Annotated in this window: 7 protein-coding genes; 1 reads left to right on the top strand and 6 read right to left on the bottom strand. The window is 70.2% G+C overall.

Features of this window, described 5'->3' with window-relative positions; genetic code table 11:
* Window positions 1-31 precede the first annotated feature (31 nt).
* From E4K62_RS02595 to pxpA, 6 genes are all read right to left on the bottom strand, one after another.
* Window positions 32-1,021: an ABC transporter gene (locus E4K62_RS02595; RefSeq protein ID WP_135063287.1), complete on the bottom strand. Its 990-nt coding sequence runs from the start codon at window positions 1,019-1,021 to the stop codon at window positions 32-34.
* Between the two features lie 123 nt (window positions 1,022-1,144).
* On the bottom strand, window positions 1,145-1,768 hold the full coding sequence (locus tag E4K62_RS02590) for a hypothetical protein (RefSeq protein WP_135063285.1): 624 nt from the start codon (window positions 1,766-1,768) through the stop codon (window positions 1,145-1,147).
* A gap of 118 nt (window positions 1,769-1,886) precedes the next feature.
* Window positions 1,887-5,762, bottom strand: a complete 3,876-nt coding sequence (gene rpoC / locus E4K62_RS02585; RefSeq protein ID WP_135063283.1) for a DNA-directed RNA polymerase subunit beta' — start codon at window positions 5,760-5,762, stop codon at window positions 1,887-1,889.
* A 41-nt stretch (window positions 5,763-5,803) separates the two neighbouring features.
* Window positions 5,804-9,301 (bottom strand): DNA-directed RNA polymerase subunit beta, encoded by a 3,498-nt coding sequence (gene rpoB / locus E4K62_RS02580; protein WP_135063281.1) that lies wholly within the window; start codon window positions 9,299-9,301, stop codon window positions 5,804-5,806.
* A 276-nt stretch (window positions 9,302-9,577) separates the two neighbouring features.
* On the bottom strand, window positions 9,578-11,155 hold the full coding sequence (locus E4K62_RS02575) for a 5-oxoprolinase subunit B/C family protein (protein ID WP_135063279.1): 1,578 nt from the start codon (window positions 11,153-11,155) through the stop codon (window positions 9,578-9,580).
* Between the two features lie 21 nt (window positions 11,156-11,176).
* Window positions 11,177-11,932, bottom strand: coding sequence for a 5-oxoprolinase subunit PxpA (gene pxpA / locus E4K62_RS02570; RefSeq protein ID WP_135063277.1), 756 nt, complete (start codon window positions 11,930-11,932; stop codon window positions 11,177-11,179).
* 103 nt (window positions 11,933-12,035) lie between these two features.
* On the opposite strand from pxpA, the gene E4K62_RS02565 reads away from it, so the two are divergent.
* On the top strand, window positions 12,036-13,688 hold the full coding sequence (locus tag E4K62_RS02565) for an ABC transporter ATP-binding protein (protein ID WP_135063275.1): 1,653 nt from the start codon (window positions 12,036-12,038) through the stop codon (window positions 13,686-13,688).
* Window positions 13,689-13,709: the final 21 nt, after the last annotated feature.

The following is a 13,709-nucleotide window of genomic DNA, read 5'->3' as shown; positions in this document are numbered from 1 at the left end:
CCCCCGCCCGCACCGGCGTCGCGCGTCATCCTCAGGCGCGGTGCAGCTGCGGGCCGGCCTCGAGCGTGCGCTCGTACTCGCGCTGCGCCTCTTCGTTCAGCTCCGTGACGCGGCGCCCGCGCGCAGCGACCCACGCGCCGAACCAGATCGTCAGCTCGCGGCCGAGCACGAAGGCGACGATCGCCAGCGGCGCGAGCACCTCGGCTTCGAGGAGCTGTGCGCCCTCACGTTCGGTCAGCATCCAGAACGGCGCCTCGAAGAACGCGCCGAGGATGTGACCGGCGTAGGCGGCGAACCCGACGAGCAGGCCCCACACCACCCAGTGACCCCACCGGCCGCGGTTGATGACCGCGCCCAGGAGCCAGAACGCCAGGAAGAACACCACGACCGGCACCCACAGCGACCACGTGGTCAGCCCTGCCAATGCGGTCTCCGGCACGTCGGTGAGCTCGATGACCCCGTCGAGCAGCCCCAGGCCGAGTGCGGCCGCGAGGTACAGCACGGCGAAGACGAGAGCGGCGAGCAGGCCGATGGCGCCGGCGGCACCGCGGTTCCCGCGGGGCCGGGGGGCTTCGGGCGCCTGCACGAAGATCGGCTGCGCACCGGGGTAGGCCGAAGCCGACTGGGAGGCCGGCTGGGACGCCGGCTCGCTCGGGGTCACGACGGGCGCGGCGGCGACCTGCGTGGGGGTGTCGTCGGCGCGCACGTCGGCGCGGCGGGCGTCCTCCACGGGGATGTCGTCGGCGCGCGTGGACTCGTCGGCGGACGCGGCGTACATCGCCCAGCGGTCGTCGTCGGGTTCGTCCTCGACGCGCTCCTGGACGACCACGGTCTCTTCCACCACGACGGTCTCGGGCGCGTCGGCGGGACGGTCGGGCTCGGTCTGCTCGGCGGGAAGGTCTGCGCGCGCGGCTTCGGCCTCGGCGAGCCCCTCCCGTGCGCGGCCGACCACGTCGGCGTCGCGCTCGGCGTCCGTCGGTTCGTCGACAGGGTCGCCGTACGACGATCTGGGGTCACTCATCGCCAGCACTCCTCACGCGGGGTGGATCCCCGCTGTGCGAGGGTAACGCGCGTGCCCCGCGTGCTTCGGGAGGCGTGCCGTCGTGTGTCGATGTCGTATGAGGATGTCGGTCGCGATCCGCCCTCAGGTCCCCTCCGGCTGGGCGGGGAAGACGCGGGACGCGACCTGGGTGCTGTAGTCCTCGGGCAGCCAGTCGTCCAGGACGCTGGAGAGCCACACATCACCGCGCAGATCGTGCACCTCCCTGACGGTGCCGCGGGCGCGCTCGCAGCGGGCGGCGCCGTCCTCGAGGGTGCAGTCGAACCCCTCCGCGGCCAGTGCGGCGTGGGCGACCGGCGCGGTGTCCACCGGCACCGTCGCCACGGTCGTGGACACCGAGCGACCGTCGCCGGTGCGCCACGTGCACGTGAAGCGCACGGCCGGGGTCAGCGCCGTGGCCAGCGCGGAGGCGGTGGCCGGCGGATCGGTGTTCTGCGACAGCAGGACGTCGGGCGTCCAGGTGAGCTCGGCCCACAGCGGATCCGGATACAGGTCGCGGCAGTCCGTGGCCGGCGCCGCGTCGGTGGCGGCATCCCCCGCCCCGTCGGCGGAGGGCGTGGCCGTGGCACCGCGCAGCATGGCCCCGATCATGTCGACCGCTCCCGGGACGCCGGGCGCGGCCAGCCACAGCAGGGCCGCGATCACCGCTGCACACAGCACTCCGGCCGGCCACGCGACCCACAGGCTGCGCCCGCTCACCCGCGCCATGGCATCCCCTCCCCGGCCACGGTAAGCGCTGCGGCGCGGCGAACCGGAGTGCCACGCCAGGGGACGACGAAGGCCCCGGCCGCTGCGGCGTGCGCAGGGACCGGGGCCTTCGAGGCGATCAGTTGTAGGTGCCGGGCGTGAAGTCGTCCGTCGAGAAGCTATCGAAGTCGACGTAGCTCAGGTCGGCGTCGCTGTACGCGCCGTCCGAGGCGAAGATGCGGTTGGGGTACCGCTCGCTCTTGGCCTCCTCCGTCGCCTCGACCGTGACGTTGCGGTACTTCGCAAGTCCGGTTCCGGCGGGGATGAGCTTTCCGATGATGACGTTCTCCTTGAGGCCGACGAGCGGGTCGCTCTTGCCCTCCATGGCCGCCTGCGTCAGGACGCGGGTGGTCTCCTGGAACGATGCCGCCGACAGCCACGACTCCGTCGCGAGCGACGCCTTCGTGATACCCATCAGCTCGGGGCGGCCCGACGCGGGGCGCTTGCCCTCGGCCACGGTCTCCCGGTTGATGTTCTGGTACTTCTTGAAGTCGACCAGCTCGCCCGGGAGCAGCGTCGTGTCGCCGTGGTCGACCACGGTGACCTTCCGCAGCATCTGGCGCACGATGACCTCGATGTGCTTGTCGTGGATCGGCACACCCTGGGAGCGGTACACGCCCTGGACGCCGTTGACGAGGTACTTCTGCACCTCGCGGGCACCCTGCACGCGCATGACCTCCTTGGGGTCGAGCGTTCCGACCAGGAGGGGCTGACCCACCGAGACGTGCTGGCCGTCCTCGACCAGAAGCGTCGCGCGCTTGAGGACGGGGTACACGACCGGCTCGTCGCCGTTGTCGGGCGTGAGGATGACCTTCTTGGCCTTGTCGGTCTCGTCGATCACGATGCGGCCGTCGGCCTCCGCGATCGGCGAGGCACCCTTGGGGGTACGCGCCTCGAAGAGCTCCTGCACACGGGGAAGACCCTGCGTGATGTCCTCCGCCGACGCCGACCCACCGGTGTGGAAGGTGCGCATCGTCAGCTGCGTGCCGGGCTCACCGATCGACTGGGCGGCGATGATGCCCACGGCCTCACCGATGTCGACCATCTTGCCGGTGGCCAGCGAGCGGCCGTAGCACTTCGCGCACACACCGACCGCCGAGTCGCACGTCAGGACCGAGCGGACCTTGATGTTCTCGACGCCCGCCTCGACGAGCTTGTTGATGAGCACGTCGCCCACGTCGTCGCCGGCCTCGGCCAGGACCGTGCCCTGCGCGTCGACCACGTCGGACGAGAGGGTACGGGCGAACACCGAGTTCTCGACGTTCGCGTCCTTGACGAGCGTGCCATCGGCACCGGCCGCGGCGATCGGGAGCTCGAGGCCCTTCGACGTGCCGCAGTCCTCCTCGCGGATGATGACATCCTGCGAGACGTCCACCAGACGACGCGTGAGGTACCCCGAGTCGGCCGTACGGAGGGCCGTGTCGGCCAGACCCTTACGGGCACCGTGCGTCGCGATGAAGTACTCCGCCACCGACAGACCCTCGCGGTACGAGGAGATGATCGGACGGGGGATGATCTCACCCTTGGGGTTGTTCACCAGGCCTCGCATACCGGCGATGTTCCGGATCTGCAGCCAGTTACCACGCGCTCCCGAGGACACCATGCGGTTGATGGTGTTGTCCTCCGGGAAGTTGTCGCGCATCGCCTTCTGGACCTCGTCGGTTGCTTCGGTCCAGATCTTGATGAGCTCCTGACGACGCTCGGCGTCGGTGGTGAGGCCCTTCTCGTACTGCGCCTGGACCTTCGCGGCCTGCTTCTCGTAGCCGGCGACGATCTCCTTCTTGTTCGGAGGCGTCAGGATGTCGCTGAGCGCCACCGTCACACCCGAACGCGTGGCCCAGTAGAAGCCGGCGTCCTTGATGCGGTCGAGGGTCGCGGCGACCTCCACCTTGGGATACTCCTCGGCCAGCTTGTTGACGATCTGCGACAGCTTGCCCTTGTCGGCCTGCTCCCGCACGAACGGGTAGCCCTTGGGGAGCGTGTCGTTGAAGATCGCCTGGCCGAGCGAGGTGTCCACGAGGCCGTGGCGCTCGTAGCCCTCGGGGGCCTGGCCCTCGAGGAAGCTCAGCCCGGGGATGCGGATGCGGACCTTCGCCTGCAGGTCGAGGGTGCCCTCGTCCTTGGCCAGGATCGCCTCGCCGACCGAGCCGAACACGCGGCCCTCGCCGGTCGCGCCCTCCTTGAGCGTGGTCAGGTGGTGCAGGCCGATGATCATGTCCTGCGAGGGCAGGGTCACCGGGCGGCCGTCCGACGGCTTCAGGATGTTGTTCGACGCGAGCATCAGGATGCGGGCCTCGGCCTGGGCCTCGACCGACAGCGGCAGGTGCACGGCCATCTGGTCACCGTCGAAGTCGGCGTTGAACGCCGCGCACACGAGCGGGTGCAGCTGGATGGCCTTGCCCTCCACGAGCTGCGGCTCGAACGCCTGGATGCCCAGGCGGTGCAGCGTGGGCGCACGGTTCAGCAGCACGGGACGCTCGCGGATAATCTCCTCGAGCACGTCCCACACCTCGGGGCGCGTACGCTCCACGGCGCGCTTGGCGGCCTTGATGTTCTGCGAGTGACCGAGGTCGATGAGGCGCTTGATCACGAACGGCTTGAACAGCTCCAGCGCCATCTGCTTGGGCAGACCGCACTGGTGCAGCTTCAGCTGGGGACCGACGACGATGACCGAACGGCCCGAGTAGTCCACGCGCTTGCCGAGCAGGTTCTGGCGGAACCGGCCCTGCTTGCCCTTGAGCATGTCGGACAGCGACTTCAGCGCACGGTTTCCCGTGCCGGTGACCGGGCGACCGCGGCGGCCGTTGTCGAACAGCGCGTCGACGGCCTCCTGCAGCATCCGCTTCTCGTTGTTGACGATGATCTCGGGGGCACCGAGGTCGATCAGGCGACGGAGGCGGTTGTTGCGGTTGATCACGCGGCGGTACAGGTCGTTGAGGTCGCTGGTCGCGAAGCGGCCACCGTCCAGCTGCACCATCGGGCGCAGCTCCGGCGGGATCACCGGAACGACGTCGAGCACCATCGAGGCCGGGCTCATGCCGGTCTGCAGGAACGAACTGACGACCTTCAGGCGCTTGATCGCACGGATCTTGCGCTGGCCCTTGCCCTCGGAGATCTGCAGGCGCAGGTTCTCGGCCTCGGCCTGCAGGTCGAACGCCTCCAGGCGCCGCTTGATCGACTCCGCGCCCATGTGGGCCTCGAAGTACTGACCGAACCGGTCCTGCAGCTCGTGGAAGACGTCGTCCTCGGGCTTGAGCGTGCCGACCTCGAGCGTGCGGAAGTCCTCCCACACGCGCTCGAGCTTGGCGATCTGCTCGTCGGCGCCCTTGCGGATCTGGGACATCTCCTTCTCGGCGGCGTCCTTGACCTTCTTCTTCTGGTCGGCCTTGGCACCTTCCGCCTCGAGAGCGGCGAGCTCCTCCTCCAGCTTGGCCAGGCGGGCCGCGATCTTGGAGTCGCGACGGTCGCCGAGCGTCTTCAGCTCGAGACGGATGTTGTTCTCCTGCGTGGGGAGGTCGCGGTGACGCGCATCCTCATCGACGGAGATGACCATGTAGGCGGCGAAGTAGATGACCTTCTCGAGGTCCTTCGGAGCCATGTCCAGCAGGTACCCCAGGCGCGAGGGGACGCCCTTGAAGTACCAGATGTGGGTCACGGGTGCGGCGAGCTCGATGTGGCCCATGCGCTCGCGGCGGACAGAGGACTTGGTGACCTCCACGCCGCAGCGCTCGCACACGATGCCCTTGAAGCGCACGCGCTTGTACTTGCCGCACGCGCACTCCCAGTCGCGGGAGGGTCCGAAGATCTGCTCGCCGAAGAGACCGTCCTTCTCCGGCTTGAGCGTGCGGTAGTTGATGGTCTCGGGCTTCTTGACCTCGCCGTAGGACCAACGACGGATGTCGTCAGCCGTAGCCAGGCCGATGCGAAGCTGATCGAAAGTGGTTGATTCGAGCACTACTTCTCCTGTGTCGGAATTCTGCTGTTTGCCTGGCCGGGTCAGATCTCGTCGATGGACGAGGACTCGAAGCGGCTGGAGATGTTGATGCCGAGCTCTTCCGCCGCGCGGAAGGCGTCGTCATCCGTGTCGCGGAGGTTGACCGCGGTGCCGTCGGCCGAGAGGACCTCGACGTTCAGGCAGAGCGACTGCATCTCCTTCATGAGGACCTTGAACGACTCGGGGATCCCGGGCTCCTGGATGTTCTCGCCCTTGACGATCGCCTCGTACACCTTGACGCGGCCGAGGATGTCGTCGGACTTGATCGTGAGGAGCTCCTGGAGCGCGTAGGCGGCACCGTATGCCTCGAGTGCCCACACCTCCATCTCACCGAAGCGCTGACCGCCGAACTGCGCCTTACCACCGAGCGGCTGCTGGGTGATCATCGAGTACGGACCGGTCGAGCGGGCGTGGATCTTGTCGTCGACGAGGTGGTGCAGCTTCAGGATGTACATGTAGCCGACCGAGACCGGTGCCGGGAAGGGGTCTCCCGAGCGTCCGTCGAACAGCAGCGTCTTGCCCGAGGAGCCGATGAGGCGCTCTCCGTCGCGCGTGGGGAGGGTCGAGTCCAGCAGACCCGCGATCTCGTCCTCGCTCGCACCGTCGAACACCGGGGTGGCGACCTTCGTGCCCGGCGCGGCCTCGAAGGCCTGCTCGGGCAGGCGCACAGCCCACTCCGGGGTGCCCTCGACCTTCCAGCCCTGCTGCGCGATCCAGCCGAGGTGAAGCTCCAGCACCTGGCCGAAGTTCATGCGGCCGGGGATGCCCAGCGGGTTGAGCACGACGTCGACGGGGGTGCCGTCGGCGAGGAAGGGCATGTCCTCCACGGGCAGGATCTTCGCGATGACGCCCTTGTTGCCGTGGCGTCCGGCGAGCTTGTCACCCTCGGTGATCTTGCGCTTCTGGGCGATGTAGACCACGACGCGGCGGTTGACGCCCGAGCCGAGCTCGTCGTCGCCGTCCTCGGCGTTGAACTCCTTGACCGCGATGATCGTGCCCTGCTCACCGTGGGGCACCTTCAGCGACGTGTCGCGGACCTCGCGGCTCTTCTCGTTGAAGATCGCGCGCAGCAGGCGCTCCTCGGCGGAAAGCTCGGTCTCGCCCTTGGGCGTGACCTTGCCGACGAGGATGTCGCCGGGGCGGACCTCGGCGCCGATGCGGACGATGCCGCGCTCGTCGAGGTCCTTCAGCAGGTCGGGGCTGACGTTGGGGAGGTCACGGGTGATCTCCTCCTTGCCGAGCTTGGTGTCGCGGGCGTCGACCTCGTACTCCTCGATGTGGATCGAGGAGAGGGTGTCGTTCTTGACGAGCTCCTGGCTGAGGATGATCGCGTCTTCGAAGTTGTGACCCTCCCACGTCATGAACGCCACGAGGAGGTTCTTGCCCAGGGCCAGCTCGCCGTTCTGCGTCGCGGGGCCGTCGGCGATGACCTCGCCGGCCTCCACGCGCTCACCGGCCGAGACGACCACGCGCTGGTTGTAGGACGTGCCCTGGTTGGAGCGGTCGAACTTGCGCAGGAAGTAGTCCTGCGTGCCGCCCTCGTCCAGCTGCACCGTCACGACGTCGGCCGAGACCTCCATCACGACACCGGGCTTCTCGGCGGTGATGACATCGCCCGCGTCCACCGCGGCGTAGCCCTCCATACCGGTACCCACCAGCGGCGAGTCGCTGCGCACCAGCGGAACGGCCTGACGCTGCATGTTCGCACCCATGAGGGCGCGGTTGGCGTCGTCGTGCTCGAGGAACGGGATGAGCGAGGTCGCCACCGACACCATCTGGCGCGGCGAGACGTCCATGTAGCCGATCTCGTCGGCGGGGATGAGGTCGACCTCGCCGCCGATCTTGCGGGCGAGGACGCGGTCCTCCTGGAAGTGACCGTCGGCCTTGAGCGGCGCGTTGGCCTGGGCGACGATGAAGTCGGCCTCTTCGCTCGCCGTCAGGTAGTCGATCTGGTCGGTGACCCGGCCGTCGACGACCTTGCGGTACGGGGTCTCGATGAAACCGAACGCGTTGATGCGCGCGAAGGACGCGAGCGAGCCGATCAGGCCGATGTTCGGGCCTTCCGGGGTCTCGATCGGGCACATGCGGCCGTAGTGCGAGGGGTGCACGTCACGGACCTCGACGCCGGCACGCTCACGCGACAGACCACCCGGGCCCAGCGCCGACAGGCGGCGCTTGTGGGTCAGGCCCGCGAGCGGGTTGTTCTGGTCCATGAACTGCGACAGCTGGCTGGTTCCGAAGAACTCCTTGATCGCGGCGACGACGGGGCGCACGTTGATCAGGGTCTGCGGCGTGATCGCCTCGATGTCCTGCGTCGTCATGCGCTCGCGCACGACGCGCTCCATCCGGGACAGGCCCGTGCGGACCTGGTTCTGGATGAGCTCGCCCACCGCGCGGATGCGGCGGTTGCCGAAGTTGTCGATGTCGTCGGTGTCCAGGCGGATGTCGGCCGGCTTGCCGCCGCGCAGACCCGGGAAGGTCTCGTCGCCGCGGTGCAGGCGGACGAGGTACTTGATGGTCGCGACGATGTCGTCGACCGTCAGCACCGAGTCGCTCAGCGGCAGGTCGAGGCCCAGCTTCTGGTTGATCTTGTAACGACCCACCTTGGCCAGGTCGTAGCGCTTGGAGTTGAAGTAGAAGTTGTCCAGCAGCGCGCGGGCGGCCTCGGCGGCGACCTGCTCGCCCGGACGGAGCTTGCGGTAGATGTCGCGGAGCGCGTCCTCCTTGGTGAGGATCGTGTCCTTGCTCAGGGTGTCTTCGATCGAATCGAACCCGGAGAACTCCGCGAGGATGTCTTCGCTCGTGAGGCCCAGGGCCTTGAGGAAGACGGTGACCGACTGCTTGCGCTTGCGATCGATGCGCACACCGACCTGGTCGCGCTTGTCGATCTCGAACTCCAGCCACGCACCGCGGCTGGGGATGATGCGGGCCGACACGATGTCCTTGTCGGAGGTCTTGTCGGGGGTCTTGTCGAAGTACACGCCCGGCGAGCGGACGAGCTGCGAGACCACGACACGCTCGGTGCCGTTGATGATGAAGGTGCCCTTGCCCGTCTGCAGCGGGAAGTCGCCCATGAAGACCGTCTGGGTCTTGATCTCACCGGTCTGGTGGTTCATGAACTCGGCCTCGACGTACAGCGGGGCGGCGTAGGTCTTGCCGCGCTCCTTGCACTCCTCGATCGAGTACTTCTCCGGCTCCAGGTACGGGTTCGTGAACGACAGCTGCATCGTCTCGCTGAGGTCCTCGATCGGAGAGATCTCCTCGAAGATCTCCTCGAGACCGCTGATCTCCGGCACATCCGTGCGACCGGCGGCCTTGGCCTCGGCGACGCGTGCCTTCCACGCCTCGTTGCCGACGAGCCAATCGAAGGACTCGGTCTGCAACGCGAGAAGGTCGGGGACCGTCAGCGTGTCGGAGATTTTCGCGAACGAAAGCCGGGATGCTCCGCGGCCGTTCTTAGGGGTGGTGGTGGGGTTGGATGCGTTGCGCGCAGCAGCCAAGGGAATAACCTCCGCAGAGCCCGGTGAGGGCTCGTGATTTCCTTGTCGTCAGGGTGGAGTGCTCCCGGCCCCGAAACCTGACGCGTCGCACACCGCGAGAGCGGGGACGCGCAGGAACAGCCGACCACCATATGAGGGCAGGGGAAAGGGGAGCGCAAACAGCAACTATACGACGGATGACGCGCCGTGTCCAGCGGCATTCTTGACGCGTTCCGTCACGTGCGGTATAACCGCGAGCGACCTGGCCGGTATTCCGCCTCGCACGGCGCGGGCGCGTCAGGGCAGCGGGCGGGCGTGGCGGAAGCGCACGCGCGTGCCGGGGCGCGCTTGGGCGAGAGCGTTCAGCGCCGCCTCGGTCGCCACGGCGATGACGGGGTAGCCGCCGGTGACCGGGCCGTCGGCCAGGAGGATCGTGGGGCGCCCGGACGGCGGCACCTGCAGGGCGCCGGGGATCATCCCCTCGCTGGGCAGCTCTCCCCCGCGGACGCGTTCGAGCTCCGTTCCGTCCAGGCGCATGCCCACCCGGTCGGCGGCGGCGGAGACCGTCCACTCCTCCTCGAAGAGGGCGCGGGAGGCGGATGCGGCGAACCAGTCTGTCCGCGGGCCCGGCGCGAGCTCGACCTCGATCCGCTCGTCGGCGGCGGCACCCCAGGGCGCGAGGTCGGCGGCGGGGACCGGTGCGGCCGGCGCGGGCCCGATGGCGAGCATGTCGCCCGCGCGGAGCGGCGCGGGGCCGATCCCGGCCAGGACGTCGGTGGCGCGGGAGCCGGCCACCGGGGCCACGTCGATGCCGCCGCGCACCGCGAGGTAGGCCCGCGCGCCGGAGGCGAACGGACCGACGTGCAGCTCGGCGCCGGCCGGCCACGGCACGGCGGTGTGCGGGTCGACGGAGTGCCCGCCGATCGTGATCGGTCCGGTCGCGCCGGCCACCGCCATCCATCCGTCCCGCCCGGCCACGGCGCGGAAGCCGCCCATCGTGATCTCGACCCCGGCCGCGCCCTCGGCGTTGCCGACGAGGCGGTTCGCGCGGCGCAGCGCCGCCCGGTCCAGCGCGCCGGAGCCGGCGATCCCCAGCGCCGCGTGCCCTGGCCGGCCCAGGTCCTGCACGGTGGCGAGCAGGCCGGGCTCGACGACGCGCAGCCCACCCTCCGCCGAGACACCACTTTCCGACTGAGACACCCGGCGTCGCCCGGTGTCTCGGACGGAAAGTGGTGTCTCACCCCGGACGGGGCTGGCGGGGACGAAGCGCACGCGCGCACCGGGGGGCAGCAGGACGGGCACGTCGGCGGATGCGTCGAACAGGGGCGCGTCCGTCGTGCCGATGAGGCGCCACCCGCCGGGCGTCTCGCGCGGGTACGCGCCCGAGAATGCCCCCGCCAGGCCCACCGCGCCGGCCGGAACGCGCGTGCGGGGGGACGCCAGCCGGGGCACGTCGAAGGCCCACTGCGGGCTCACGAGGTACCCGAACCCGGGGGCGAACCCGGAGAATGCGACCGACCACTGCGCGCCGCGGTGTCGCGCGACGAGTTCGGCCGCGCTCATGCCGAGCAAATCGGCGGTCTCCGCCAGGTCGGGTCCGTCGTAGCGGATCGGCACCTCCACGACCGGGCCGGCGGGCCTGGCCGCCGCCGCCGCATCCGCGCCCGCCGAGCGGATCCACGCGCGCACGACGGAACCCGGAACCACGCCCGGGTCGAACGTCACGAGCACCGTCCGGGCCGCCGGCACGACGTCGACGACCCCGCGGGGGCGGGATGCGTGCAGCGCCGCCGACAGCGCCAGCACGTCGGCGAGCGACTCGACCTCGGCCAGCACCGCCCGCTCCCCCATCGGCCGCAGCAGGGCGCTCACCATGCCGTGCTCACCATGCCGTGCTCACCATGGCGCGCGCACCGCGACGCCCTCCGCCTCCAGCGCCGTCCGCACCGCGCGGGCCATCGCCACCGCGGCGGGGGTGTCGCCGTGCAGGCACAGGGACGCGGCATCGGTGGCGACCAGTGCGCCGTCCACCGCCGCCACCACCCGCTCCCGCACGAGGCGCACGGCCCGTTCCGCCACGGCGGCCGGATCGTGCAGCACGGCCCCGGCCACGGCGCGGGACACGAGCCCGCCGTCGGCGGTGTAGGCGCGGTCCAGGAACGCCTCCCGCACGAACGGCAGTCCGGCCGCCGCCGCGGCTCGCGCGATCTCGCCGCCCAGGCCCAGTAGCGGCACCGCGCGCCCTACGCGCGCCGCCAGGTCTGCCACCGCGGCCGCGACCGCGCGGGCCTGCCCGGGGTCGACGGTGACGGCGTGGTACAGCGCGCCGTGCGGCTTGACGTAGCGCAGCTCCGCGCCCGCCTCCGCCAGCGCCGCCAGCTGCGCCGCGACCTCGGCGCGCAGCTGCGCCGGCTCGGGGGACCGCGGCGTGCGGCCGAAGTCATCCGGGTCCGGATAGGAGGGATGGGCCCCCACCGCGACACCGAACCGGGCGGCGCGGGCGACCGCGGCGCGCATGGATGCGGCATCCCCGGCATGTCCGCCGCATGCGACGCTCGCGCTGGAGACGACGGCGAACATCGCCTCGTCGTCGGCCGTCGGCACGCCCGCGACCGTCTCGCCCAGGTCGGCGTTGAGGTCGATCGTGCGCATGGCGACCACGCTACCGGCGCGGCCGGCGCCGGCAGCGGTCACGGGTGCGTGACGATGTGCATGCGGGGGTGCGGCGACACCGTGCGGCGGGCAGGATGGACGGATGACTCCCGCCGCGCCGCTGTTGTCCGTCCGCGACCTCGCCGTCGACTTCGCCACGATCGACGGACCCGTGCGCGCCGTCGACGGCGTCGACTTCGACATCGCCGCCGGCGAGACCGTGGCGATCGTCGGCGAATCCGGCTCGGGCAAATCCACCACCGCGATGGCGATCATCGGGCTGCTCGCTTCCGGCGGATCGGTGGCCCGCGGCAGCATCCTGCTCGACGGCGAAGACCTCACGGGTTTCGGCGAGGCGCGCATGCGGGAGGTGCGCGGGCGCGACATCGGCCTCGTGCCGCAGGACCCCATGTCCAACCTCAACCCCGTCGCCAAGGTCGGCACGCAGGTGGCCGAGACCCTCCTCGCCCACGGCATGGCGACGCGCTCGGACGTGCAGGACAGGGTCGTCGAGACGCTCGAGGCGGCCGGCCTCCCGGATGCCGCCGCCCGCGCCAAGCAGTATCCGCACGAGTTCTCCGGCGGGATGCGCCAGCGGGCGCTCATCGCGATCGGGATGGCGTGCAAGCCGCGTCTGCTCATCGCCGACGAACCCACGAGCGCCCTGGACGTCACGGTGCAGCGGACGATCCTGGACCAGATCGACCGAATGACCACGGAGCTGGGCACATCCGTGCTGCTCATCACGCACGACCTGGGGCTCGCCGCGGAGCGGGCCGCCCGCGTCATCGTGATGCACCGCGGGCGCGTGGTCGAGCAGGGGCCGGCGCGGCAGATCCTGGAGGCTCCGCAGCATCCGTACACGAAGTCCCTCGTCGCGGCGGCGCCGTCGGTGGCCGCCGTCCGGCTGCGCCCCGAGGCCTTCCGCGCCCGCACCCTCGAGGTCGCGGGCGAGCCGGCCGCGGCACGCGACGACGTCGTCGTCATCGAGAACCTCACGAAGGTGTACCCGACCCGCGGGCGCGGGGAGGACTTCCGCGCCGTCGACGACGTGTCCCTGTCGATCCCGCGCGGGGAGACCGTCGCGATCGTGGGCGAGTCGGGATCGGGGAAGACCACGACGGCCCGGATGCTGCTGAAGGTCATCGAACCCACCAGCGGCAGCATCCGCTACGAGGGGCAGGACGTCACGACCCTCAAGGGCGCGGCGCTGAAGGACTTCCGGCAGAAGGTGCAGCCGATCTTCCAGGACCCCTACTCGAGCCTGAACCCCATGTTCACGATCGAGCGGATCATCGAGGAGCCGCTGACCTTCTACAAGCGCGGTTCCTCGAAGGAGCGATCGGCGCGCGTGCGCAAGCTCATGGACGACGTCGCGCTGCCGCAGTCGATGCTGCGCCGGTACCCGTCTGAGCTGTCCGGCGGGCAGCGCCAGCGCGTCGCGATCGCGCGGGCCCTCGCCCTCTCCCCCGAGGTGGTCGTGTGCGACGAGCCGGTGTCGGCGCTGGACGTGCTCGTGCAGGACCAGATCCTCACGCTCCTGGGCGACCTGCAGCGCGAATACGGCCTGAGCTACCTCTTCATCTCGCATGACCTCGCCGTCGTCCGCCTCATCAGCGACTACGTGTGCGTCATGAAGGACGGCCGGCTCGTGGAGGCCGCATCCAGCGAGGAGATCTTCACCAACCCCCGTGACCCCTACACGCGGCGCCTGCTCGCCTCCATCCCCGGGAACGAGCTCGGCCTCACCGGCTGACCCTGCACCGTCCGTCGCTCC

Source organism: Microbacterium wangchenii (assembly GCF_004564355.1).
GTDB classification, from domain to species: Bacteria; Actinomycetota; Actinomycetes; order Actinomycetales; family Microbacteriaceae; genus Microbacterium; species Microbacterium wangchenii.
The sequence above is the reverse complement of the archived record's forward strand: the minus strand, read 5'-3'. Positions and strand labels throughout refer to the sequence as shown.

What these genes read in the sequence shown, in the direction of transcription:
- E4K62_RS02595 (WP_135063287.1), bottom strand. Translation starts at nt 1,021, where the DNA reads ATGAGTGACCCCAGATCGTCGTACGGCGACCCTGTCGACGAACCGACG.
- E4K62_RS02590 (WP_135063285.1), bottom strand. Translation starts at nt 1,768, where the DNA reads ATGGCGCGGGTGAGCGGGCGCAGCCTGTGGGTCGCGTGGCCGGCCGGA.
- E4K62_RS02575 (WP_135063279.1), bottom strand. Translation starts at nt 11,155, where the DNA reads ATGGTGAGCGCCCTGCTGCGGCCGATGGGGGAGCGGGCGGTGCTGGCC.
- pxpA (WP_135063277.1), bottom strand. Translation starts at nt 11,932, where the DNA reads ATGCGCACGATCGACCTCAACGCCGACCTGGGCGAGACGGTCGCGGGC.
- E4K62_RS02565 (WP_135063275.1), top strand. Translation starts at nt 12,036, where the DNA reads ATGACTCCCGCCGCGCCGCTGTTGTCCGTCCGCGACCTCGCCGTCGAC.